Consider the following 24,412-nt stretch of genomic DNA (forward strand, 5'->3'; position numbering starts at 1 on the left):
CCCCCGCGCGCCCCCTCGCCCGCCCCCCCACACCCAGCTTTACCCGCGCGGGGGGGGGGGGGGGGGGGGGGCCCCCCCCCCCCCCCCCCCCCCCCCCCCCCCGGCGGAACCACTTAGGACTCGTTATGTCGCGCCTTGAATCTCTCACTCCCGCCACCGCTGTCGGTACGTCGAAAGACCTTCTCGCCGAACTCGTCAACCGTCACGGACAGGTCGGTGACATGGTCGCGGCGATGGCTCATTCGCCCGCCGTGCTGGGTGGCTATCTGCAACTCAGCCGGGCAATGAAGCGAGCGAAGCTCAGCCGCAAGATCACCGAGCGAATCTCTATCGCTGTGCAGGTCCAGCAAGGTTGCGCTGTTTGCCTCGAAGCCCACGTCGTCGCCGCGCACGCCCACGGCGTCGAGGCGGACGAGATCGAGCGTGCCCGCGCGGGCACATCGGCCGATCCCGCCATCGCGGCAATGATCGACTTCGGACTTCGCGTCTATCGGGAGCCTGCCTCGATTTCCGACGAACACATCGCGGGCCTTCGAGCGCACGGCTACGGTGATCGCGAGATCGCTGACGTAGTCGGAATCGTCGCCCTCAATGTTCTGACCGGAGCTTTCAATCTTGTCGCGGGAGTGAAACCAGATGAACCGGACCGCTAGGACCGCACCGGTACGGAACAGCATGCACCTGTTCTTGATTCGCGACTATCGCCTGCTCTTCAGCGCCCAGATCATTGCGTTGTTCGGTACCGGGTTGGCGACGGTTGCGCTGGGTCTACTCGCCTACGAACTGGCCGGACCGAGCGCCGGAGCTGTGCTGGCCACCGCGCTGACGATCAAGATGTCCCTGTACGTCGTGATCGCTCCACTCGCGGCGGCATACGTGGACCGGTTGCCGAGACGGGCTTTCCTCGTCGCGCTCGACGCCATACGCGCAGCGGTTGTGCTCGCCTTGCCCTTCGTCAGCGAGATCTGGCACATCTACGTGCTGGTAGGCGTTCTGCAAGCTGCGTCGGCAGCGTTCACTCCCACGTTCCAGGCAGTGATTCCCGACATCGTGACCGACGAGGCCGATTTCACCCGCGCACTGTCGGCATCGCAGGTCGCTTACACGATGGAAAGCCTGCTCAGCCCTGTTCTTGCCGCAGTCGCACTGTCCTTCATGACATTCAACCTGTTGTTCGTCGCCACCTCCGTGGGCTTTGCGGTCTCGGCACTGCTCGTGCTGGCCACCCGGATCCCCAACGCTCGTCCCAGTACTCACCGCAAGGCGTGGGATCGGATCGCGTCGGGAGTGCGAATCTTCGTGACCACTCCGCGACTGCGCGCCATCATGGCCCTCAATCTCGTGGTGGCAGCGGCCGGCTCGATCGTCGTCGTCAACACCGTCAACTACGTCCGCGACGAGCTCGGTGGAACCCAATCCGACGTGGCGTGGATGCTTGCCGCGTCAGGCACCGGCACGTTGGTAACCGCGCTGCTTCTCCCCCGCGTTCTCGACCGAACCGCCGAACGCACTGTGATGACAGCAGGTTCCGTTGTCCTGGTCTTCAGCGCCAGCGCGGCAGCATCCCTTGCCGTGGCCGGTGTATTCACTTGGATACTCACTGCCGCAGTGTGGGCGCTCGTCGGCGCCGGCATGGCCATGATCGTCACTCCGACAGGAAAAGTACTTCGGCGCTCCGTCGACCCCGCAGGTATACCGGAGGTGTTCGCAGCCCAGTTCTCCCTGTCACACCTCGCCTGGCTTGTCACCTATCCGATCGCCGGATGGGTTGGTTCGAGCGCGGGATTTGCGGTCACCTGGAGCATCCTTGCAGCGCTTGCCGCAGTGGGAGCCGTTGCAGGATTTGCACTTTGGCATCGGGAGACAGTTGCTGAATTGCCCGTACAGGCGACCTACGAAACCACGCGAGGCGAATGCACCTTGGCGGCTACCCAGTGCGCATGCGCTCGCGCCGTCTGATGTCGACGGTCCGCCCGAACCCCGACCGCGCTACAACGAAGTGTTGGTGCAGACATCGCCTGCACCACCACTTTTGACTCAGCTCACGGCTGCGTACTTGCTCGGATTTGCGTCGAATCGAGGACCACATCCCTTGCAGCAGAACCAGTACCGATTGCCTTCGAAGTCACGGAACAGTCCTTCCGCTTCGGCACGCGCCTTCTCGATCACACTGCCGGGCATGACCCGGCATTCGACGAGTTCACTACCCCCAGAGTTCAGTAGGTCTTTCCCGCCGGTCGGCATCGCCGTACCGACAGCGCCATTGACGTCAGCTTTCGGGGTATTTCCACAGCCACAACTACTCATTGAGATTCCTGTTCTCTTGCGGGACGGATGTGGCCCGCAAAGCGAGCCTGGCACCACCAATATACCCCCTATAGGTATATTATATAGATCCCGAAGGTGCGGGTTGGTCGACAACTCGCCCTATAAACCATTGCGGGAGAATAAGTCATCCGTCGCATAATCCCCACGACCTGCAGCATCATGAACACAACAAACCCTATACCTATTGGGGGTATAGGGTAGGTCGGGACATCGACCATCCATGTCCGCAAGGTCGTCGACGAAGAGGCTCAATGAAGAACTGGACAGCAATCGGTAGCAGCCGATTCGCCGTGGTTGGAGCTTTGCTGTTGGTCGGCGCGCTCTGGGGAAGCTCGTTCCCCCTGGTTGCTGTTGCAGCACCAAATCTCGGCGCCGTCGGCACGACGCACGGCCGCTTCATTGTTGCAGCGTTGGTTCTCGCGCTGATAACGGCTTCCAGCAGATCGACTTGGCGCGCGGTCGGTCACCGATTTCCTGCATTCCTACTGCTGGCAGCCCTCAACGTCGCTGGGCCCCTGACGCTTGTCGCAACTGCGATCGTCGGCCTCAACTCGTCGACGGCGTCGATCCTGAATGCCACGACGCCGATGTTCACCGTATTCGTCGCCGCTTTCTGGCTTCGACAAAAGATCACCTGGCGAAAACTCTCGGGGGTCGCGATCGGCATCGTCGGCGTATCGGTGCTCGTCGGTGGAATTCCGTCAGCGATCGACAGTCGCGCAATGCTGGCCATTGGCGCATCTTTGACCGCGGCGCTGCTGTACGCAGTCGGAGGTGTCTACGCACGAAAGTCGTTCCAGGACACTCCGCCGATGACACTCGCCCTCGGCCAGCAACTTGCCGCAGTTACCCTCTTGATGCCTGTGTCCGCCGTCGCTCCCCCACCGGGGCCCATAACCGTCGGTCCACTCATCGCCGTGGCAGCCCTGGGACTGGGGGCTACCGCCGGTGGCTACCTGGTCTACTTCTGGATCATTCGTCAGGCGGGTCCAGTCGCGGCATCCGCAGCCACTCTTCTCGTTCCGATTTCGGCATCAGCTATCGGAGTGCTGTGGTTGGACGAGCCTGTCACCTTCGCACTCGTCGGCGGTCTTGTCATCATTCTTGCCGGAGTCGGCTTGCTCCTGGATCTTCCGCCGACGCGAGATCCATTGCGCAGGGTTGCCCCGGGCCGGGCGGCTAGCGCGGACAAACGGCCGGTCAGCGGCTGATCGGAGCCGTCCAGAGTCCGACCAGCGCGTCGACGAGGTCGGTCGTGAAGTCCTCCCATGACGTGACCGCGTCCGGCCCCTCTTCGGCAAGCGTGCGCTCACGTTCGGCGAACATGTGCACGATCGCATTGCGTCCGATGTCCGCGCGGGCGCGTCGAACACTCATCGGCATGTCAGTGAGACAGGCTGAAAGTCCGCGAAGCGTCTCCTGCAGGGTGGGCGAGGCCAGTACTTCGTCGTAGACGATTTTCCGCAGGACTGGATCGGCGAGAATCTGCGCGCTGAACCGCGCGTACCAGGTCGGGCCACCCATTTCGGCGTAGTGATCGGTCGACGCCCGAACCAGACACGAAATCCAGTCACGAACGTTTGTGGACCCTTCGATCTCACGCAGCAGTTCGCCACGCTTCTTCTCGACCTGCTGGGAATGCTTGTTCACGATCGCCCGGACCAGGTCGGTCTTGGTCCCGAAGTGATATCCGACGGCGGCATTGTTGCCCTGACCTGCCGCCTCGCTCACCTGACGATTCGACACCGCGAAGACTCCATGCTCGGCGAACAGCTGCTCGGCGACCGAGAGAATGCGGTCTCGGGTTGCAGCAGAGCGCGCGGAATTTGCGGCGCCGCCGACGTCGGCCGACGCATCCTCAGTCCTCGTAGTCATGAACACCATCATCCTCGACCATCCGAAGCTGCTCGGCACCGGAGATGTTCGTCACGATCGAAGGCACACCCTTCCGTTCAGTCAGTCACTTGATTTAACTTTAGTTCAAGCAACTGACTTAAATCACTTTTCTTTCTTCCTCCGATGGAGTTACCGCAATGTCGTCAAACACTTCTCCACCACCGACAACGCCGCCACAAACCTCGAAGTCACCAGCCACCACCGCAGTGGTGGCGGTTCTGGCATTCTCCGGCATCGTCGTCTCGCTCATGCAGACGCTGGTCATCCCGATCATCCCGCACCTCCCGGAGTACTTGAACGCTCCCGCGTCCGATACCGCGTGGGCGGTGACCGCCACCCTGCTCGCAGCTGCCGTCGCCGTCCCAACCATGGGCCGCTTGGGCGACATGTTCGGCAAACGGCGTCTTCTTCTGATCAGCATGGGGCTGTTAGTAACCGGTTCGGTGGTCGGAGCCCTCAGTTCGAGCGTTATCCCCCTCGTTGCTGGCCGAATCCTCCAGGGCCTTGCGGCCGGCGTCATTCCGCTGGGCATCAGCGTGATGCGCGACGTGCTTCCGCCCAAGAAGCTCGCCGGCGCTGTTGCGATGATGAGTGCTTCGCTGGGAGTCGGTGGCGCTCTGGGGCTTCCGATCGCGGCTTTGATCGCCGAGTACGCCGACTGGCACGTCCTGTTCTGGGCGTCAGCCGTGCTCGGCGCTCTTGCGGCCGTTCTTGTTGTCGTCCTGGTCCCCGAATCGACGGTTCGCACAGGTGGAACGTTCGACTTCGGCGGGGCAATCTCGCTCTCAGCCTCCCTCATCGCTCTACTACTGGCCATTTCCAAGGGGGGCGACTGGGGTTGGACAAGCACGCTCACGCTTTCCCTGTTCGGCGCCGCGATCCTGATGTTCGGATTCTGGGCTTGGTGGGAACTACGCACCCCCAAGCCGCTGGTGGATCTACGCGTATCCATCCGCCGCCAGGTGCTCTTCACCAACCTCGCATCCATCGTGTTCGGATTCGCGATGTTCGCCGCCAGCATGGTCTTTCCCCAGGTAGTCCAGTTGCCTGAAGTCACTGGTTACGGCCTAGGCGGTTCGATGCTCACCGCAGGTCTGGTCATGGCTCCCTCCGGCATCATCATGATGCTCGTCTCTCCACTGTCCTCACGCATCACCAATTCGCACGGCCCCAAGGTGACGCTCATGCTCGGCGCCGTTGTGGTCGCAATCGGTTACGGCATCGGCATTTTCGCCATGCACTCTATCTGGGAACTGATCGTGATCGCAGTGATCATCGGTGCCGGTACCGGTATGGCTTACGGCGCGATGCCCGCTCTCATCATGGGGGCTGTTCCTCCGTCCGAGACCGGTGCAGCCAACAGCTTCAACACCCTGATGCGCTCCCTCGGTACATCATTCGCCAGCGCCATCGCGGGTGTCGTCATCGCCCAGATGACCATGTCCATCGGTGGGGCAACGCTGCCGTCGGAGAACGCTTTCCGCGTCGTCATGGCCCTCGCTGCCGGATCCGCCGTCATCGCACTCGTCCTGGCCGGTTTCCTCCCTCGGTTCAACAGCTCCAACTCCCGCAAGGAGATTGGAAGCGAACACACCGACACGTCCCGGACCGCGTCGAAGGATTCCGTCCCGACACACTGAGCCAGCATGCAAGACGCATTGTCGGCCCCGGCGGAGTTGAACTCCGCCGGGGCCGACGCGTTTCACACATTTTGCGGTTGATACACCTGCAGACGACAGTTTCGTGACATGCTCCGTTGAAATGGGTGCTCGTTCGATACTCGGGGAAAGGATGCCGCGATCGCCGCTCCTCGTGCTGACGTCGCCCTTGCCGTCGCCGCTGCTGCCGTCCTGGGCATAGGCGTCGGCGTTCTTCTTGTCGATGTCATCGCCGGCCTGGCTGCAGGTGCGGGTGCTGCGGTGGTATTTCGGTTTGCACTTCGGATGATCAATACCCGGAAGTGAGCGTTTGCCGAGGGTCCTACTTCAGGACACGGATCGCCGAGCCCGGAAGGATTCCGCTCGATGGCGGGTAGATCGACGTTGCGCCGTTGAAGAACATGTGAGCGGGAGTCGTGGATACCGGCAGCAGGTCGATGTCGTTGAACAATGCCCGCTCACTTTCCTCCCAGACCTTGCAGGACTCATCACCGGGAAGAAGCGAAGCCTCAGTGGACAATTCGATGTACTTCTTGTTGTCGAGGGAAGCGAAGTTCACTCCTTCAGGCTTCGGTGGGCCAGTAAAGTACTTGGCAAAGATACTCGGCGTATCGCTCCCCAGCGTCAAACCGATGGAAACGTCCCACGACGACAGATCGGTGGTGCTGAATGTGTTGGCGATGACGAAACTGTAGTCGCCACCGGTCAGTTTCACCTTCGCGCCCAGTCCTTCCCACTGGGTTGCCACGTATTCCGCGGCGGCAGAGTTCGTATCGCGTGAGTTGTTGAAAATCACGTTGAGGGCAAGCGGTCGCCCGTCCTTCGTCAGGACGCCGTCGGCCCCCGCCTTCCAGCCTGCGTCGGACAGTGTCTTCTTTGCTGCATCGACGTCGAACTCGGGGATCATCCCTTCGACACTGTTGTAGTCGCAGGCAAGGGGTTCCGAAACCGCGAGGGCGCGTGCGCGGGTTCCTTTTCCGCCGGTGGTGATCTCGGTGTAGTCATCCAGATCGACTGCTTGAACGAGCGCCTGCCGCACAGCACGGTCCGACGTGGGTAGAGATGAGAAATGGTTGAAGATGAACTCGCCGGACAGCGTGGTGTAGGTCTTCGAATCCAGACCCGCTGCCAAGACTCGTTCCTCGTCCGAACCGGTCACCGCCGCGGCATTCACTCCGCCGGTGAGAACAAGATTCGCCGTCGTACTCGGATCGGTGACAATCTTGATCGTCACTGTCTTCGGCACCCCAAGAGTGTCGGAAGTGGTCTCGCCGTTCGGACTCCAGGTGTAGCCGTCGCGGCGTTCCATCGTGATGTGATCATTGGGAACGACTTCGGTGACCTTGAACAGACCCGTTCCGTTACTACTCGAACGGATACTGGCCGGGTCGTCGAGCGTCGCAGCGCACGGAAGCCGCATCGAGCCTATTCGAGAAAGCAAGAAGGGTGCCGGTTCGGCTGTAGTGACCGTCAGTTCGTCACCGTCCGCGGACGCGACCGTCGACGACGGGACGGTGGATCCGCGTAGCGGTGAAGCGTTTTCAGGGTCCATGACCCAGTTGATGTCATCGGCCGCGGTCTGTGCGGTGAACGAAGTTCCGTCGGCACAAGTAATGCCCTTCTTGAGCACGAACTTCAGCGTGTTCCCTTCTTCACTCCAGCTCTCCGCCAGATAGGGACGCACAGTGCGTGTTTGCGCGTCGATGTCGATCAACGAATCGTACGAGTACGCGTTCACGATCTGAGTCGACGTAAGGTTGGTGATCAGAGGGTGCAGATTTCCGGGATCGGCGTTGATGACAGTCGTGAAACTGCCGTCCTGTGCATACTCACCGACCGAGCCTTCGGAACTGGATGCGCCGCCACACCCGGCCAGGGTGAATACGCCAACGCTGATAACTGCTGTCGCGGAGACAGAACGGGCTTTCATACGAGCCGCCATCTACTAGGAGTTGCCATGGCGACAATCGTGCGGGACTGACGTGGTCTGTATCTCGTTGAAGTTCCCCATACAGTCGGCCGTACTCTGTTCGATTGTCACTATCGACCGGGCAATCGCAGGCGCTAAGTGCGACGCCATCGTTGACGATTAAGTATGACGCTGCCGTTGACGGTGATTCGCGACGTTGATTCGGTTGCCGCACAACGCCGGCATGCAGTAGCGGCGTCGCCCCCCCCTGCTCGTATCGACAAACACGCCGTTGCACGTCGGCGATGCGCATGGGCGGAATCGTTCGTACCCCAATGTGCGCAGAGTTCCCAGCAACGAGTATCCGATCAACAACGTGAGTTCACCCGCGAGATCGATTGTGCCGTCCGGTACCGCATTCCATCGATAGTCGTCCTGGGAATCAGGCACGAGCCGAACGTGATGCGGGACGGTTTGCAGGAGTCGATGAGTGCGATCAACGAGCTCGTCGCAGGTCGGAGCATCGAGAATCGAACGAATCTCCTCTCTGAGCGCCTGCACGTCGGCAAGTTCACCGCGGGTAGGCCGACGCCCGCCGCCGAGCGCATCCGGCGAGAGTCCATGTTCATCCAGTAGATCGTGAAGCGCCTGGGGGTCAGCCAACGCGTCACCGGCCTCCACCCACACGCGGGGCGAGGTATTGACCAGGTCGGTCGCAAACGACGCACCGGCGACGTAATCGTCTAAAACTACTTGCATCCCTTACCGCCCTGCTCTACCGTAATTGAATAACCTAACTTTACACCTTACGGAGGCGGCGGGATGGAACATTGCGCAGACCACAGACTGCCCGAGATACTCCGAGACACTCACCACCGATTGCGCCGCGCCGGCACCGTGGCATCGCAGACACCCGTCGTTGCTGCCGATCTCTACCGGTCGATCGGCGCGCTCGCCCAGTGTCTGACCGCGATGGACGAGGTCATTTCACAACTTGGAATCAATGCCCGAAAGCAGTTGCGCGCTGGAAAATTCGACGTCGAGAGCGGACCATTTGAAGGACAACCCGACGCCGCCCTGCTCACCGCAGTTCTTGCGCTCGCCAGAGCATCGAGCAGTTGTGAAACAGTTCAGTCGGCAATCGGCAATGCCCAGATCGCGGTGAGCGATCTCGTCGTCTCGAGGCCCACCAGCGCCTGACACCCGGGCTCGCGGCCTGTCCCAATAGAGACTGTATGGTTGGTTTTCAGACAGCCATCAAGAGCATCGAACAGCAGGAACCGGGTTATCACTGTGAGTGCAGGGACATCGACAATCTACGAAGACCGAACCGTCCGGATCGACGATCAGGGTGTCACGATCCGCCACTACTACTTCCCGTTTGTCAGCAAGTTCGTCCCGTACTCGCAGATCGAATCCGTCGACCTCGGAGTCATGTCGTGGCTGAGCGGACGCCTACGAATTTGGGGAACAACAGATTTCAGCTCGTGGTACAGCCTGGATCTTTCACGTCCATGGAAGGAGACCGCGGTGGTACTCACCCTCGCCGGCCGCGGAGCGCCTTCGTTCAGCCCCAAGGACGCCGATCGCGTCGAGACCGAAATCCGAAGTCGCATCGGATCACACGCCGCGAACTGACTAGCAGAACTCGGATTCGACGGTCACGATCTCGCTCCAGTCGGTTCGATCGAACAACCTCGCCAGTGCAGTGAACAGAACTTCCGGGTCGATGGCGCTCTCAGCTGAGTGCGCACCGACCCGATCCGAAATCGTTCCGTCGGCCAGCCGGGACACCACCTGAGCAAGGCCCAGCGCCAAGGGGATTCCCGTTGCACCGGCCATGTCCGACAGTAACGCCGATACCGGTGAATCGTCAGCGATCCGTGCCACGACGCGCATCTCTCGACCTTCGCGCACCCCGGTCGCCGAGGCGAAAAACAACGGCAAGGATCCATGACCGGCACGCGTGAGCATTCGAGGCGCAGCACGGATCATCCGCCGGAGCGAGGGCTTTCCCAATTCTTCAGCAGCCGAGTCGAGATCGATTCTCCCCTTGTCGATATCTGAGCGGAGAACGTCGAGAAACGCCACGGTTTCCGGTGTGATCACCATCAGATTTGCCGAATGCCCTGCAGGATTGATGGTCCGATGAAACATCACCGGCTCCGGATGCCCGACCACGTAAGCGTTCCCCCGACGTCCGCCGGGCAGTTCGAGTGCGATGGAACGCAACGGTTCTTCGTTGACGATTCGCCCCGCACGAACCACTGGAACCGTGCCGCTGATCTGCTGCATCCAGTGAACGGCCGCTGCACTCAGTGTGTCTACCGACTCGTCCTCGCCCTCGACATCAACCGGCCAGGCTGTGTACAGATCGTCGACCACGTCCAATCGCGAGACTGCCATCGCTGCCAGGAGGTTACTCATCCCGGGACTTGCGCCCATGCCGACTACCCCACAGATTCCGGCTTCCCTGGCAGCACAGTCCAATTCCAGCATGTCGACGGCAGGTTCCCAGTCGTCGCAGATGTCGAGATAGTGCGTCTCGGTCTCGATCGCTGCCTGGAGAACGCCGACACCGAAACGGAAGAACGGGCCGACGGTATTGATGATCACGTCTGCGTCATCCAACAATTCACGTAGCGTGCGACCGTCCGTGACGTCGATGCTGCGCGCCTCGACTTGCGCTGACGCCTGAGCCAGTTCAACTGAAAGACGCTTCGCAGCATCGATATCGCGATCCGCGACTACTACCTTGCCGATTCCCGGCAATATTGCGGCCAGACGAACTGCTGCCGAGCCCATGGCACCGGCACCGCCCAGTGCGACAACCGTGATTCCGTCAGCCATGAATTCCCTCCAAAAATGCAGTCTGATCCGCTAGATAACCGGGAGCGAAGATCGAACGGGGAGCAAGAACGGCCACCAGAGCCGACATCAATTCCGAGTCTTCGAGGTCCTTCTCCACAATCGAGTGAGTGGCGTCGGGATACTTCTTGACCACCAGTTGCTCTGGCGAGTCAAGTAATTCGCGGTACACCCTTTCGGTATCGGCCACGTCGACGTTGACGTCGTGTCCGCCGATGATCAAGAGCACCGGAACCCTCACGGATTCGAGATCGGCTCGCGCATCCGATCGGTAGTTCTTTCGAATGAAGTTCCACCGGTCTTCGGTGAGACCGTCGGCCTCGCCGGAGGCCACGAGATCGTCGAACGATGCATCACGGGCCAACTGATCCAAGTTCTTCGCACGATCGACCCGCGCTTTCTCGAACTCGTCGGCCGACGCATTTCTCTCGGAAAGCTCGGCAAGGGTGTTGAATTCACCTTGTTGGAGCCAGTTGATAGCGGGACCCACGGCAATGACGAACGCGACGTCCGGGTCGAGGTTCACCACCTTGGGCACCACCCATCCTGCCTGGCTGGCACCCCACAGACCGATACGAGACGGATCGATGTCCGAACGGCCCCGTGCCCACTCGATTGCCGCTTCCGTTTCCGCCGCCCGATCGTCCATGCTCTGATCGAGCCAATTGCCCGGTGCCCCATTCACCCCCGGCTTGTCCCAGGAGAGTGACGCGTACCCGGCCTTGGCGAACGCCTCCCAGACCGGCCTGTAAAAGATCTCGTGTGTTGCATCGACCGGGCCGTCTCCGTGGACGAAAACCACGAGCCCGAAGGGACCGTCACCGTGTTCGGGCAGTGCAAGGACTCCCTGGAGCGGCACCGATCCCCCGGTGATCGTCACTTTTTCCTCACGGATGTCATAGGTGTTCTGGTACAGCGTCCAGCCCACCAGAGTCGCGATCAGAACAACGACCACCGCCAGGGAAGTAACCGTCCACCTGCGTAAACGAGGCTTACTCTTGCTTTCGCTCATCGATTCCGCTGCCATCTTCCCGCCCTAACGTACGAATTTGAAACGATCGTATTGCATTCGATAGTACAGTTATGAGCGAAGATGTCGAGAAGCGAGGAAAGGACATGGCGATGACCGACAGGGACGTCGATGTACCCACGAGGATCTTGATCGAGGGATTACTGCGCACGGACGGAACTGTCGACGGGCACACCCTCTATGCCACCGCCGACGCCCTCGACAAAACAGATCAACAGGTTCGGCTGTGCATCAAACGGTTGGTCACCGAGGGGAAGTTCACTCAGGAAGGTCGCGGGCGGCAGGCCACGCTACTAGCAACGCCGAAAGCCGTGCGCGAGATGGAACCCGACGTCGAATTCGTTCGGCTGGCCTATCAACAAGATCGCAACACTGCGACACCGTGGGACGGGTATTGGCATCTTGTCGGATTCGCAATTCCGGAGTCGTCACGGAAAGCACGAGATGCGCTGCGCACCAGGGTCGTTTACCTCGGCGGCGCGCTCGTCCAGGGCGGCCTGTACGTCTCGCCGCACGCCTGGGAACCGTACGTTCTCGATGCGGCCGCCGAACTCGACGTCGAACAGCACCTGTCTTCTCTCACCACCCGGGATCTGAAAGTGGGCAGGCTCGAAGACCCCGTGAAAATTGCCGCACAGTTGTGGCCGCTGGACGAGATCGCAGCCGGATACGAACGGCTGCTCGACGTAGCAACTGTGCGCCTGGAGAAACTGCAGAACACTCCGGGCACCGATGCTGTCACGATGACCATCGAACTCGCGGCGGAATTCACGCGAGCCATGGAGCCGGACCCTCTGCTGCCGCCGGAACTACTGCCCACCAACTGGATCGGCACGCGGGCGCGCTTCGTCACGGCACAGTGCTGGGCGCTTCTGGCACAGGTGGACGGTGCAGACGAATTACCGTCGCTGTTCCACCTGTACGCAGATGCGATCGGTGATCAGGACGCGAGCGTGCGCTGACGGGGCGGCAGTCCGAAACGACCGAGCACTTCGTCGACTGCGGTGGACGGTGTGACAAGTCCGCGATCCTGGAGCCACGGAATGGTGCTGTCCACCAGATGTTCGAGCGTGCGGGGCAAGGCGAGGGGGAGCAACGTAACGCCGTCGGCGACCTCGGCAGCTCGGATATCGGCGATCAAACTGCCGAGCCCGGAGGGTGTTCCGACGTAGTGAAGCGAAACCGGGACCCGCGGAGCAGTCAACGCACTGTCCAACTGTGCAAGCTCTTTACGAGCGGAACGAGCTTCCGGTGCGATCAGAATCTCGAGATCGACCAGTGCTGCGACGCTGTCGGGATCGCGGCCTTCTTCGGCGACAGCAGCACGGATCCGTGCGCGTTCGAGCTGCGCCTCACGCAGGTCCGCAGCGCGAATCCGAACCACATTGGTAGGGAATGAAGCCAAATCGAGAGCCCTGTCGCTCTCGGTGAGGTCCACCCAGTAGTCGCCGCCGATGATCGGCAGGTTTCCTGGTGCGCCCTCAGCGGCCGGATGGTGACCGGATCCGGTCAACTCGACCGCCACGTGCAGAGAATGCGAAGCGAGTGAAGACATGTGTGACCTCCGAAAATCAGAAAAAGTGTGGGATGAGCGAGACGAATCGTCAGCTCGAACACATTCCTGACGAGGTACGGCACAGATCGACATGACGACGGCACCACTGACCGAGAGTGATGCTCACTCTCGAAGGGGTGGCGGGAAAATCCGCTGCTGCCATGGCTGCCATGCTAGTTGTCCATTCGAGTTTTCGGGGACCGAGCTCAGCTCAGACGCACTCGGCTGCGCCGGCGTTGTCGTCGGCAGCTCCGAGGAAGGGGCGGGTCTCGGGCACGGGGTTCCACGCTCCGGCAGTCTTGGCGTAGTTCCAATCACGCTGATTCGAAACCAGGATGTTCACGGCGTCGACCAAGCGCGTCACGTCGTCCGAGCTGCTACCGAGCCCGAGGCTGGCGCGGACGGCGCCGCCGGAGAGACCGAGGCGCGCGAGAACCGGGTGTGCGCAGAAGCGACCGTCACGAACTCCGATGCCGTGCTCGGCGGAGAGGAATGCGGCGATTTCGCCCGCTTCGAATCCGTCGACGGTGAAGGTGACGATTCCGACGGCGTCAGGAGCGTCGTTCCACAGTCGCACCAACGAGACTCCCTCGATGGCGGACAATCCGTCGGTGAGCTGTGCGGTGAGTGCCTTCTCATGCTCGGCGATGACGTCGAAGTCCAGGGCGTGCAGGGTTTCGCATGCGGTCGCGATTGCTGCCGCACCGAGCACGTTGGGGGAACCGGCCTCATGACGTGCAGGCGCGCAAGCCCATTCGGTGGACTCGACGGTCACCTCACGCACGGCGCCGCCGCCGGCGAGGTACGGCTGAGCTTCGTCGAGCCAGTCACGGCGGCCGACCAGAACGCCGGCGCCGAAGGGCGCGTACAGCTTGTGGCCCGAGAACGCTACGTAGTCGACGCCGCATTCCTGCAGGTCGATGCGACGGTGGGGCGCCAACTGAGCAGCGTCGACGAGGATACGTGCGCCGCACCGGTGAGCGATGTCGGCCAAACGTGCAATCGGCAGGATCTCACCGGTCACGTTGGAGGCCCCGGTGATTGCGAGCAGCGCAGCAGGCTTGGTGCACAGTTCACCGATCAGACGCTCGATCGTTTCTTCGATGGTGTCTGCGGCGGTGACGATACGAGCGTCATTCCACGGCAACAGGTTTGCGTGATGCTCGACGTCGAGGACAACGGTGCTGCCGGGGACGCACTGGGCAAGCAGGTTCAGCGAATCAGTGGTGTTTCGGGTGAAGACGACAACCTGATCGTCGGCACAGTTCACGAAACGAGCAACGGATTCACGAGCGTTCTCGTAGGTGAGGGTGGAGATACGGGACGCGTAGCCGGCACCGCGGTGGACGCTGGCGTACGTGGGCAACAATTCGGCGATACGGTCGGTGACCTGGGCCAATGCCGGCGCGCTGGCCGCGTAGTCGAAGTTGGCGTAGGAGCATTCGCCGCCCTGAACCAATGGAACCTGCAGGTCAGCACCCGAAACCTTGGCAATCGCGGTGGTGCAGCAGGTGTCGGCACTCAATACAGCAGTCATCGAAGACAATCCTCACGTTCAAGGACTCGTTCGTCGGGAGATGGCCCCGGAAGAGTCCGCGCTTGCCGCATTCGTTTTCGAACGCAGCCGGGTCGTCACCCGGAGCACCCCACCGCGGAGGAGGGTTGCCGACCAGCAAGCCGGGGCTGAACACTGGTACTCGTGACCTGGCAACGAGGATGGCAGGAACCTCCCGCGCTTGTCAAGACGAAGCCGCGAAGGCCGTCGTCACCGCGTAATCGTCCGGCAGGCGAGGTGGAGTGCAAGCCTGGGTTTCCGGATCGGCCAGATCCACCGAGAGAAGGCGCTGAATTCGATCGATTCGACTCGATACGGTGTTGCGGCGCAAGCCCATTCATTTTGCGGTGTGCGCCAGAGACGATTCTTCGTCGAGGTACGTCGAGAGAGTCTCGAGCAACTCTCCATTCGAATCTCGTAGCGGCGCGCCATTCGAATCTCGTAGCGGCGCGGGCCGTGTCGCGGCGGCAGGCTGAAACGTGTCGGCCCGCGTCCATGCCTCCACTGTGGGTTCCACTTGCGGGTTCCAATTGTGGGTTCCAACCGAGCTCGAGCTGCGCGAATACGCTCGGCGATCCTGCGCAGAACGCACAGATTTCACTACCGCACGATGCTAAGTATCCAAACTCCGCCGATGGAGTTTGCCCCGGCAAGTCGTAATCGCGCCCGTTGTCAGCCGCCGCCCCCGAAGATCTCATTTGACGACGTTTGCTGAGTCGAAACTGTAATCACATCTACTCCTCCTTCGAGTTCGCTTGTAACAAAACAACTCCCACGACCGAAAAGGTCGTTGAACCACAACAGCGAAGGGACGAAAGACTATGGGATCAGCAGACGTAATGGCCTGGCTCGCCGAGGGTTACCTCGCCGGCGATCCGGTTCGCTATCCGCTCTACGTCGGATCGATGTTCCTGGCAATGCCGTTCCAGCTGATCGGCGTAATTCTGGGTCACCCCTTCTGAGTCACCCCTTCTGAATCGTCACATCAGGCCAGGGCGGACGACGTAGAACGGCCAGAGTTGCGATCACCGCGGCCGCCAACCCGATGAACTCCCCCATCAAAGCCACCCTGGTGTGATCGACAGCCGGTGACCACGACGGCTCACCCTCGTGGATCGAGAACACTCCCACTGGCACCGGCATGGGGTCTCCGCGCCACCGCCGATGCAGACGCGAAACCGTGATGATCATTGATCCGTCGCTGGTCTGGTGCGGTTCACCGAAGATCATCGAGGTCCCGGAATCCCCTCTAAGTCGCTCCACCGCATCACGAATCTCCATGATCTCCATCGTCGCACCGAAACAGCAGCCCTGTGCGAGTATCGATCGATGGCCGAGTGGTGGGTACCGAGCAGGCGCGTCGAGCGATGGTGGCAGACGATCGTGCTGGCCTGGCTACTCGTTTTCTTCGGCCCAAGCACCATCGACAAGGTCATCACAGAACCCACAGCTTGGAATTGGACATGGTTCGCGATCTGGCTTTTCGCGACGGTTGGATTTGCCTACGGCACCGTCCAAGCCTGGCGAACCAGGAACAATCCTCAACCGGCGTGTTGGGAAGGGACAACTGCCCCCTCCGAAATACCCGCCGACGATGTCCGTAGCACACTCGCGTCGACTGACGACCGTATTTCGGCAATCAAGGCACTACGCGAACTACATCCGGGCTTGGGCCTGAAGGATGCGATGGATCTCATCGACGCCCAGCGTGGCGAACAGGGCCCGCACCACTGATAGTTGCGACCATCACAATCACAGTTAGATATCGGCGCCTTACCGCCACGATCGAACGAGCACGCCAGGAGTTAACCACCTGACAGACAGGCCGTTTCGCCGAGTTTGACAATTCCGATCAATCGGTGAACGTCGACCCGAGCGATTCAACTCAACGTACCAATCGAATTCGTCGTTCAGCCTTCCACTTGTGACCCAATACCACTATTGCCCAACGGTTTACAACCGAAACAAGGGCATTCAGTGGGAATTTTCGCGGCAGTACAGCATCTTTCGTCCAGTTGAGTTGACCGAAACTTGACGTTACGTTGAATTCCAAAGCAATAGCCCGGTCTTGACCTGCGATGGTGTGAGCGAAACGCCCACCTACGCGTGACACGTGGCCGCCCTGATGGGCGCTGTGAATGCCTGAATGTTCGAGGAGTGGAATGACTGCGGTCAAAACTGCGTGGCGTGAACTACGGAAACCCGTGTTCATCCCCGCATCGATAGTGATCTTTGCCCTGATCGCCTTTGCCGTGATCTACGCGGGAACCGCCGCGGATGCTTTCGAAACACTCAACAACGTGATCAGCGACGGCGTCGGCTGGTGGTACATCCTCTCCGCGACCGGTTTCGCGATTTTTGCTCTGTACTGCGGAATCAGCCGCATCGGCAACATCCGATTGGGACGTGACGACGAGCAGCCCGAATTCGGGATGCTCTCGTGGTTCGCGATGCTCTTCAGCGCCGGTATGGGCATCGGCCTCGTGTTCTACGGAGTAGCCGAACCGCTTTCGCACTACGTGACCCCTCCCGTCGCCGGGCAGGTCGCCGGATCCACGGACGCCGCGGCCAATCAAGCAATGGAACTGACGATGTTCCACTGGGGCCTGCATGCATGGGCGATCTACGTCGTCGTCGGCCTGGGTCTGGCGTACATGACCTACCGAAAGGGCCGCCCGCTGTCGATCCGTTGGCTGCTCGAGCCACTGCTCGGACGTGCTCGCATCGAGGGAAAGATCGGCCACGCCATCGACGTCGTCGCCATCGTCGGCACGCTCTTCGGTGTCGCCACGTCGCTGGGTTTCGGTGTCCAGCAGATCTCGGCCGGCCTCGACTACCTCGGCTGGGTGGAGACCGACAACTGGTTGGTCATCACCATCATCGTCATCGTGACGGGTATGGCCACCTTCTCAGTCGTCTCCGGCGTCACCAAGGGCCTCAAGTGGCTCTCCAACATCAACATGATGCTCGCTGCAGCGCTAGCCCTGTTCGTCCTGATTCTGGGACCGACGCTGTTCCTCATGCAGTCGTGGGTGCAGAACCTCGGCGGATACGTCCAGGCCTTGCCCGAACTGATGCTGCGCACGTCCCCGTTCGCCGAAGACGGCTGGCAGGGCGCCTGGACCATCTTCTACTGGGGTTGGTGGATGAGCTGGGCACCGTTCGTCGGCATGTTCATCGCGCGCATCTCACGCGGCCGCACCATCCGCGAATTCGTCTTCGGTGTACTGCTGGCCCCGACGCTGGTCGGTTCGTTGTGGTTCACGATCTTCGGTAACTCCGGCATTCTGCGTCAGCGCAACGAGGGCACGATGCTCGACGCATCCGGCGCAGTGGACACCAACACGTCGCTGTTCACGCTTCTCGACGGACTTCCGCTCGGAACGATTTCGAGTGTCCTCGCGATCGTCGTGATCGTGTTCTTCTTCGTCACGTCCGCGGATTCCGGCTCGATCGTCATCGACATCCTTGCGACCGGTGGCAGCTTGGAGACCTCCAAGATCACGCGTGTCTACTGGACGTTCCTATCCGGTGCCGCCGCCGCGGTTCTCCTCATCGTGGGTGGCAGTGGATCGCTGACCGCGCTGCAGACCGTTGCCATCGCCACCGCTGTGCCGTTCTCGGTCATCATGGTGCTCGCGTGCCTGTCGATGCTGAAGGCGTTCCGGTACGAGGTCGCTTCGGCACCTCGCTACCTGCGAGTTTCGACTAATACCCCGGCGTCGACCGACGTTCCACAACCCACCGAGAAGCGGCTCCGCGATCTGAAGATCTCGTCGACCTTCGCCGGTCTGACCCCGTCGCAAAACGGGATCACGACGGAACCCTCCGACGCCCACATGCTCTTCGCGGTCCACGAAGTTCCCGCCCATGCGGTCAATATCGACCCGGATACCGGCGCCGTCGACTTCTCCGAGGAATCGAAGGTTGTCGACCCACTGGGCGGAGAGGTGTTCGACACACCCGAGTTCGCCGACTCGGCAGAAGGCCACGCCCAAGCTGCCAGTACGGACTGACCGGCACGTTCGGCATGTTGCATTAGGCATATCTGTTCACCAACTCGCAAACTTGTCGTGAGACTTTCAACTCGACAGTTCGCAGGACTCTAAGTTTCGTGAGTAGAACAGGACCAACGGGTTTGCCACTCCAGTCGCAGTCGGAGACGGAACAATCTTTCGGGATACCGTCCGTATTCCTACGGTCGGCGCATGCACCTGCGCCGCGCACGCTCATCGACATCGTGCGGGCCTCAGCCGAGGCCAACCCGGAAGCACCTGCCATCGACGACGGCGACACCACACTGTCGTACTCGGAGTTGCTCGACGAGATCGAGCTCGGTGCGCGCTGGCTCGGTGATGCCGGCGTCGGCGCAGGTGACCGCGTCGGAATCAGGATGCCGTCAGGTTCACGTTCGCTGTACGTGGCGATCCTGTCCATCCTCGCGGCGGGCGCCGCGTACGTGCCCGTCGACGCCGACGATCCGGAAGAGCGCGCCGAGCTGGTCTTCGGTGAGGCGCAAGTAGCGGCGATCATCACCGGCGACGGTATCCAGCCAGGTACGGCAGCTAAGCGGCTCGAACATCCACCGGTTCGCGAACCCGAACCCGAGGACGACGCCTGGATCATCTTCACCTCAGGATCCACGGGCACCCCCAAGGGCGTCGCGGTCACTCACCTCAATGCCGCGGCGTTCGTCGACGCCGAAGCGCGCATGTTCCTCCAGGACGAGCCCATCGGACCTGGTGATCGCGTCCTTGCGGGGTTGTCCGTGGCATTCGACGCGTCCTGCGAGGAGATGTGGCTCGCGTGGCGCCACGGCGCCTGCCTCGTCCCGGCACCTCGTTCGCTGGTTCGCAGCGGCATGGACCTCGGCCCGTGGCTGGTCTCGCGTGACGTCAGCATCGTCTCCACCGTGCCGACCCTTGCGTCTCTGTGGCCGGCCGAAGCTCTCGAAGCCGTTCGACTGCTGATCTTCGGCGGCGAAGCCTGCCCACCCGAACTGGCCGAGCGCCTGGCTGTCGAGGGTCGCGAGGTCTGGAACACTTACGGCCCCACCGAGGCAACCGTCGTCGCCTGCGGCGCACTGATGGACGGCAAGAGCCCCGTCAGCATCGGCCTCCCCCTCGACGGCTGGGACCTTGCCGTCGTCGACGCCCAGAGCAATCCCGTAGCGGTCGGTGAGGTGGGCGAGCTGGTGATCGGCGGCGTCGGCCTGGCCCGCTACCTCGATCCCGCGAAGGACGCCGAGAAGTACGCGTCGATGCCTTCGATCGGGTGGGAACGCGCCTACCGGAGCGGCGACCTGGTCCGACTCGAGACCACCGGCCTGATGTTCCAAGGCCGCGCGGATGATCAGGTCAAGCTCGGCGGCAGGCGCATCGAACTCGGTGAGGTCGACAACGCCTTACAGAACCTGCCGGGCGTCAGCGGCGCTGCCGCAGCCGTGAAGAAGACGGCGGCCGGCAATCAACTCCTCATCGGATACATCGCGAGCACGGATCCCGACTTCGATCTCAAGGCCGCTCATGCACTGCTCAGCGAGCAACTACCAGCAGCGCTCGTGCCGCGTCTGGCCCTGATGGACGAACTTCCGACGCGTACGTCAGGCAAGGTAGACCGAAATGCACTGCCATGGCCGTTGCCCGGCGCCGGTGAAGATGCCGGGGCTGCGTTGGGGCTCGACGGCACCGCCGCCTGGGTTGCCGGTCTGTGGGGTTCGATCCTGGGCGCGCAGATCACCGGACTCGACGACGACTTCTTCGAAGTGGGCGGCGGATCCCTCTCTGCTGCTCAGTTGGTGACCGCCCTGCGCGAGCGGTTCCCCGAAGTGACTGTCGCACAGCTCTACGACCATCCACGGCTGGGATCGCTCGCCGAATATCTCGACGAATTGGCACCCACCGAAACTGTCGAGCCGCGCACCGTCGCCCCCACGCCCTTGAAGACTCAGCTCGCGCAGATCGCCGTCACCGTTCCACTCACGACGCTCACCGGACTGCAGTGGGTGACGTGGCTGGCGATCGCGAACAACGTCCTCGGCTGGTTCGTCGACGTCAGCTGGGCGCCCACTGTCTCGTGGTGGTGGATCCTGTTGGCGTTCATCGTGTTCATCACGCCGATCGGCCGTATGACCATCGCCGTCGTCGGGGCGCGAGTGCTCCTACGCAAGTTGAAGCCAGGGACGTACCCGCGAGGTGGTAGTGAACATCTGCGTCTGTGGATAGCGCTGCGACTCACCGAAGCCAGTGGCGCAGCCAACCTTTCGGGCGCGCCGTGGATGCTCTATTACGCCCGCGCCCTCGGCGCCGATATCGGCAGCGGCGTCGATCTCCACACACTTCCCCCGATCACCGGCATGCTCGAGCTCGGTGACGGCTGCTCCGTCGAACCCGAAGTCGACCTCTCCGGCCACTGGATCGACGGCGACGTCATTCACATCGGCGAGATCAAGATCGGCGACGGCGCTTCCGTCGGTTCACGCTCGACGCTTCTGCCCGGCGCGCGTATCGGTCGGGACGCCGTCGTCGAACCCGGATCTGCGGTGTTCGGCCGAGTGAAGGCAAACCAGCAGTGGGCCGGCTCCCCCGCCACCAAGGTCGGGAAAGCGAATCATCCTTGGCCTGCTGAACATCCGAAGCGCGCACCCGGCTGGGTACCGGTATACGGCGTCACCTCGGTCTTCCTGGCCGGTATGCCGATCTTTGCTCTGATGGCCGGGATCGCGTTGATCGGTTGGTGGATTCGCGACACCGACACGCTCGCGAGTGCAGTGCTCCAATCGTTGATCATGCTTCCCGTCGCAACCGTCCTGAGTTTGCTCGTCTTCGCAGTCATCACACTGGTGGCAGTTCGTCTTCTCTCGATCGGGCTGACCCCCGGCTACCACCCCGTCCGCAGCCGCATCGGCTGGCAGGTGTGGGCGACCGAACGCCTGCTCGACTCGGCCAGAACCTTCCTCTTCCCGCTCTACGCGAGCCTGCTGACGCCGGGATGGCTCCGCCTCCTCGGCGCCAAGATCGGCAAGAACGTCGAAGCATCCACCGTGCTCCTCCTTCCCAAGTTCACGACGGTCGCCGACGGCGCATTCCTCGCCGACGACACCATGGTTGCGAGCTACGGCCTCGGCGGCGGCTGGATGCACATCGAACAGGCGAAGATCGGCAAGCGCGCGTTCCTCGGCAACTCCGGTATGACCGCTCCCGGTCGACGCGTTCCCAAGAACGGTCTCGTCGCGGTTCTATCGGCTACCCCGTCCAAAGCGAAGTCCGGATCATCGTGGCTGGGTAGTCCACCGGTGCGTCTGAGAAGGGCTGCTGGAGACACCGACGCCGCCCGCACGTTCAATCCGCCGATGCGCCTCAAGATCGCCCGCGGAGTGGTCGAAACCTGCCGACTGATCCCCGTGATGGTCACGTTCGGCATCGGTCTCGGTGTTCTGTTTGCACTCGAAGCACTGGTCGGTGCAGTCGGATTCTGGTTCGCAGCGCTGTTGAGCGGCGTAATTCTGCTCGTCGCCGGAGCAGTGGCGGGCGCGATCACCATCGCCGCCAAGTGGATCGTCGTCGGACGCATCGCCAAGGTCGAGCATCCGTTGTGGAGTTCGTTCGTCTGGCGCAACGAGGTGGCCGACGCGTTCGTCGAGACCGTCGCGGCGCCGTGGTTCGCTCGCGCGGCGACTGGTACTGCCGTACTGAACATCTTCTTGCGTGGACTCGGGGCCAAGATCGGCAAGGGCGTTTGGTGTGAGTCGTACTGGCTACCCGAGGCAGATCTTGTGACTTTGGGCGACGGAGCGACAGTGGAACGGGGGTGCGTCGTGCAAACTCATCTCTTCCATGATCGGATCATGTCCATGGATACCGTCACTCTGGGAGCAGGAGCAACGCTGGGACCGCATTGTGTCGCGCTACCCGCAGCCGGCATCGGCGCGGGAGCGACAGTCGGGCCTGCATCTCTGGTGATGCGAGGTGACACCGTTCCGCCTTCCACGCGCTGGCAGGGCAACCCGATTGCACCGTGGGCGGCCTCGTGAAGCCGAACCGCATGCTCGAGGAGCCGCTCGATCCGTACCTGCCGCTCAACGGCAACCGCGGCTACCGCGTGTCCCGGTACGAACTGGAACTGACGTACAAGGTCTTCAGCAACCGTCTCGCCGGCAAAGCTGTCGTCACCGCTGTGACCACCGAGAGCCGATCCAAGTTCAGCTTCGACCTCGCGCAGAACCTGCAGGTGTCCAAGGTGTCCGTCAACGGTGCCCGCGGCACCAAGTACGCGCACTTGAACAACAAGCTGATCCTCACGCCGTCTACCAAGATCCCCGCGGGCGGTGCCCTGTCGGTCACCATCGCGTACAGCGGCAACCCCGAGCCGATCAAGAGCCTGTGGGGCGACGTCGGCTGGGAGGAACTCGACGAAGGAACTTTGGTCGCAAGTCAGCCCAACGGCGCGGCGTCCTGGTTCCCGTGCGACGACCATCCGGTTTCCAAAGCGTCGTACCGCATCTCGATCACCACCGATTCCCCGTTCTATGCCCTCGCCAACGGCAAGCTGATCCGCAAGCAGACCCGTGCGAGTCAGACGACGTGGGTCTACGAGCAGACCGAACCGATGGCAACCTACCTGGCGACCATTCAGATCGGTCAGTACGAGCACCGACAAGTGAGCGCCGGGCCGGTACCGGTCTTCGCCGTTCACCCACCTCGGCTGCGCGCAGCGTTCGACGTCGACTTCGGGCGCCAACCCCAGATGCTGGAGGTTTTCGGAAAGCTGTTCGGCCCGTATCCCTTTGCCGACTACACCGCTGTGGTCACCGACGACGAACTCGAAATCCCCATCGAAGCGCAGGGACTCTCGATCTTCGGAGCCAACCACTGCACGGGTAGGCGCGGTTCCGAACGTCTTGTCGCACACGAGCTTGCCCATCAATGGTTCGGCAACAGCCTCACTCTCGGGCAGTGGTGCGACATCTGGCTGCACGAAGGCTTTGCCTGTTACGCGGAGTGGATCTGGTCCGAGAATTCCGGTGGCCCGTCCTCGAATCAATTAGCCACCAACGCCTATCAAGGGCTGGGGCGGAAATCTCAGGACTTGGTCGTCTGCAATCCCGGACCCACCCTGATGTTCGACGATCGCATCTACAAGCGGGGTGCATTGACTCTGCACGCCCTGCGCGGCGTCCTCGGCGACGAGAAGTTCTTCGAACTGATCCGTCAGTGGACCACGAAGCATCGGCACAGCACAGTCAGCACCGAGCAATTCACCGACCTTGCTTCACGTTTCACGGACACTCCCCTGCGACCGCTTTGGGAATCGTGGCTGAATCAAACGAGCTTGCCTCGATTGCAGAAGAACTGAGCCTGCAACATAACTGGGCTGCAGGAGAACTGAATCGGCTCCGCTGACAATGACAATGTCAGCGGAGCCGATTCGAGCCGGACTCGGATTCAGCCGGAGAAGCCGCCGATAAGTCCACCGAGTGCTGCCGGGATAACGCCGATGACCAGTGCCGCGAGTCCGCCTGCGAGGGTGACGATGGTACCGAGGGGTCCGAACATGTTGTTCTCCTGTTCTCGTGGTCCGTTCTCCCGATGAGAACGGACGGATCTTCCGGAGC

At 61.7% G+C, this 24,412-nt stretch carries 23 protein-coding genes, 1 pseudogene and 1 riboswitch; of the genes and pseudogenes, 13 read left to right on the forward strand and 11 right to left on the reverse strand.

Annotated features, from left to right (window positions below; all coding sequences use genetic code 11):
- The 3 genes and pseudogenes from R4P65_RS33165 to R4P65_RS18760 all read left to right on the forward strand — a co-directional run.
- Positions 1–121, forward strand: a pseudogene (locus R4P65_RS33165) (RNA-binding protein); the annotation flags it as partial.
- A 4-nt stretch (positions 122–125) separates the two neighbouring features.
- On the forward strand, positions 126–653 hold the full coding sequence (locus R4P65_RS18755; protein ID WP_317827655.1) for a carboxymuconolactone decarboxylase family protein: 528 nt from the start codon (positions 126–128) through the stop codon (positions 651–653).
- The gene (locus tag R4P65_RS18760; RefSeq protein WP_317827656.1) at positions 637–1,959 is read left to right on the forward strand and encodes an MFS transporter; all 1,323 of its coding nucleotides are present in this window, start codon (positions 637–639) and stop codon (positions 1,957–1,959) included. Before R4P65_RS18755 ends, R4P65_RS18760 begins: the two co-directional genes overlap by 17 nt.
- A gap of 78 nt (positions 1,960–2,037) precedes the next feature.
- On the opposite strand, the gene R4P65_RS18765 is transcribed toward R4P65_RS18760, so the two are convergent.
- On the reverse strand, positions 2,038–2,307 hold the full coding sequence (locus R4P65_RS18765; RefSeq protein ID WP_230816786.1) for a hypothetical protein: 270 nt from the start codon (positions 2,305–2,307) through the stop codon (positions 2,038–2,040).
- A 272-nt stretch (positions 2,308–2,579) separates the two neighbouring features.
- Between R4P65_RS18765 and R4P65_RS18770 the strand changes: the two genes are divergently transcribed.
- Positions 2,580–3,539: a DMT family transporter gene (locus R4P65_RS18770; RefSeq protein WP_317827657.1), complete on the forward strand. Its 960-nt coding sequence runs from the start codon at positions 2,580–2,582 to the stop codon at positions 3,537–3,539.
- Here the strand turns inward: R4P65_RS18770 and R4P65_RS18775 are convergent.
- A complete protein-coding gene (locus R4P65_RS18775; RefSeq protein ID WP_317827658.1) occupies positions 3,529–4,203 on the reverse strand; it encodes a TetR/AcrR family transcriptional regulator in 675 nt (224 codons plus the stop codon). The two genes, R4P65_RS18770 and R4P65_RS18775, sit on opposite strands and share 11 nt — an antisense overlap.
- 158 nt (positions 4,204–4,361) lie before the next feature.
- Between R4P65_RS18775 and R4P65_RS18780 the strand changes: the two genes are divergently transcribed.
- A complete protein-coding gene (locus R4P65_RS18780) occupies positions 4,362–5,864 on the forward strand; it encodes an MFS transporter (RefSeq protein ID WP_317827659.1) in 1,503 nt (500 codons plus the stop codon).
- Positions 5,865–6,204: 340 nt separating this feature from the next.
- Here R4P65_RS18780 and R4P65_RS18785 read toward each other — a convergent pair whose 3' ends face one another.
- Both R4P65_RS18785 and R4P65_RS18790 read right to left on the reverse strand, forming a co-directional pair.
- Complete coding sequence (locus R4P65_RS18785; RefSeq protein WP_317827660.1) at positions 6,205–7,812, reverse strand: ABC transporter substrate-binding protein; 1,608 nt, start codon at positions 7,810–7,812, stop codon at positions 6,205–6,207.
- A 159-nt stretch (positions 7,813–7,971) separates the two neighbouring features.
- Positions 7,972–8,550: a CGNR zinc finger domain-containing protein gene (locus R4P65_RS18790; RefSeq protein WP_317827661.1), complete on the reverse strand. Its 579-nt coding sequence runs from the start codon at positions 8,548–8,550 to the stop codon at positions 7,972–7,974.
- A gap of 63 nt (positions 8,551–8,613) precedes the next feature.
- Between R4P65_RS18790 and R4P65_RS18795 the strand changes: the two genes are divergently transcribed.
- Both R4P65_RS18795 and R4P65_RS18800 read left to right on the forward strand, forming a co-directional pair.
- On the forward strand, positions 8,614–8,991 hold the full coding sequence (locus tag R4P65_RS18795; RefSeq protein ID WP_317827662.1) for a hypothetical protein: 378 nt from the start codon (positions 8,614–8,616) through the stop codon (positions 8,989–8,991).
- 93 nt (positions 8,992–9,084) lie between these two features.
- Positions 9,085–9,429, forward strand: a complete 345-nt coding sequence (locus R4P65_RS18800) for a hypothetical protein (protein WP_317827663.1) — start codon at positions 9,085–9,087, stop codon at positions 9,427–9,429.
- Here the strand turns inward: R4P65_RS18800 and R4P65_RS18805 are convergent, their stop codons facing one another.
- Both R4P65_RS18805 and R4P65_RS18810 read right to left on the reverse strand, forming a co-directional pair.
- Positions 9,430–10,641 carry a saccharopine dehydrogenase family protein gene (locus R4P65_RS18805; RefSeq protein WP_317827664.1) on the reverse strand — a complete coding sequence of 404 codons (1,212 nt, stop codon included), beginning with the start codon at positions 10,639–10,641 and terminating at the stop codon, positions 9,430–9,432.
- Positions 10,634–11,671, reverse strand: coding sequence for an alpha/beta hydrolase family protein (locus R4P65_RS18810; protein WP_411742554.1), 1,038 nt, complete (start codon positions 11,669–11,671; stop codon positions 10,634–10,636). The genes R4P65_RS18805 and R4P65_RS18810 overlap by 8 nt, the downstream gene beginning before the upstream one ends.
- Positions 11,672–11,742: 71 nt before the next feature.
- Here R4P65_RS18810 and R4P65_RS18815 point away from each other — a divergent pair, with 71 nt between their 5' ends.
- Positions 11,743–12,651, forward strand: coding sequence for a PaaX family transcriptional regulator C-terminal domain-containing protein (locus R4P65_RS18815; protein ID WP_317827666.1), 909 nt, complete (start codon positions 11,743–11,745; stop codon positions 12,649–12,651).
- Here R4P65_RS18815 and R4P65_RS18820 read toward each other — a convergent pair.
- From R4P65_RS18820 to R4P65_RS18835, 4 genes are all read right to left on the reverse strand, one after another.
- Complete coding sequence (locus R4P65_RS18820) at positions 12,630–13,244, reverse strand: hypothetical protein (protein ID WP_317827667.1); 615 nt, start codon at positions 13,242–13,244, stop codon at positions 12,630–12,632. The genes R4P65_RS18815 and R4P65_RS18820 overlap by 22 nt on opposite strands.
- A gap of 211 nt (positions 13,245–13,455) precedes the next feature.
- Positions 13,456–14,781: an aminotransferase class V-fold PLP-dependent enzyme gene (locus R4P65_RS18825; RefSeq protein ID WP_317827668.1), complete on the reverse strand. Its 1,326-nt coding sequence runs from the start codon at positions 14,779–14,781 to the stop codon at positions 13,456–13,458.
- Positions 14,782–14,834: 53 nt separating this feature from the next.
- Positions 14,835–14,949: riboswitch (SAM riboswitch) on the reverse strand.
- A 34-nt stretch (positions 14,950–14,983) separates the two neighbouring features.
- Complete coding sequence (locus tag R4P65_RS18830; protein WP_317827669.1) at positions 14,984–15,136, reverse strand: helix-turn-helix domain-containing protein; 153 nt, start codon at positions 15,134–15,136, stop codon at positions 14,984–14,986.
- Positions 15,137–15,316 carry a hypothetical protein gene (locus tag R4P65_RS18835; RefSeq protein ID WP_317827670.1) on the reverse strand — a complete coding sequence of 60 codons (180 nt, stop codon included), beginning with the start codon at positions 15,314–15,316 and terminating at the stop codon, positions 15,137–15,139.
- 304 nt (positions 15,317–15,620) lie between these two features.
- Here R4P65_RS18835 and R4P65_RS18840 point away from each other — a divergent pair, with 304 nt between their 5' ends.
- Positions 15,621–15,761 carry a hypothetical protein gene (locus tag R4P65_RS18840; RefSeq protein WP_230816799.1) on the forward strand — a complete coding sequence of 47 codons (141 nt, stop codon included), beginning with the start codon at positions 15,621–15,623 and terminating at the stop codon, positions 15,759–15,761.
- 1 nt (position 15,762) lies between these two features.
- On the opposite strand, the gene R4P65_RS18845 is transcribed toward R4P65_RS18840, so the two are convergent.
- Complete coding sequence (locus R4P65_RS18845) at positions 15,763–16,089, reverse strand: hypothetical protein (RefSeq protein ID WP_317827671.1); 327 nt, start codon at positions 16,087–16,089, stop codon at positions 15,763–15,765.
- Positions 16,090–16,128: 39 nt separating this feature from the next.
- Here R4P65_RS18845 and R4P65_RS18850 point away from each other — a divergent pair, with 39 nt between their 5' ends.
- From R4P65_RS18850 to R4P65_RS18865, 4 genes are all read left to right on the forward strand, one after another.
- Positions 16,129–16,533, forward strand: a complete 405-nt coding sequence (locus R4P65_RS18850; RefSeq protein ID WP_317827672.1) for a hypothetical protein — start codon at positions 16,129–16,131, stop codon at positions 16,531–16,533.
- Positions 16,534–16,961: 428 nt separating this feature from the next.
- A complete protein-coding gene (locus tag R4P65_RS18855; RefSeq protein WP_317827673.1) occupies positions 16,962–18,815 on the forward strand; it encodes a BCCT family transporter in 1,854 nt (617 codons plus the stop codon).
- A gap of 122 nt (positions 18,816–18,937) precedes the next feature.
- A complete protein-coding gene (locus R4P65_RS18860; RefSeq protein WP_317827691.1) occupies positions 18,938–22,831 on the forward strand; it encodes a Pls/PosA family non-ribosomal peptide synthetase in 3,894 nt (1,297 codons plus the stop codon).
- Positions 22,832–22,842: 11 nt separating this feature from the next.
- On the forward strand, positions 22,843–24,153 hold the full coding sequence (locus R4P65_RS18865; RefSeq protein ID WP_317827692.1) for a M1 family metallopeptidase: 1,311 nt from the start codon (positions 22,843–22,845) through the stop codon (positions 24,151–24,153).
- Positions 24,154–24,412: the final 259 nt, after the last annotated feature.

The sequence above is a fragment of the Rhodococcus sp. IEGM 1318 genome, from assembly GCF_033142465.1.
Lineage (GTDB): Bacteria > Actinomycetota > Actinomycetes > Mycobacteriales > Mycobacteriaceae > Rhodococcus_F > Rhodococcus_F qingshengii_B.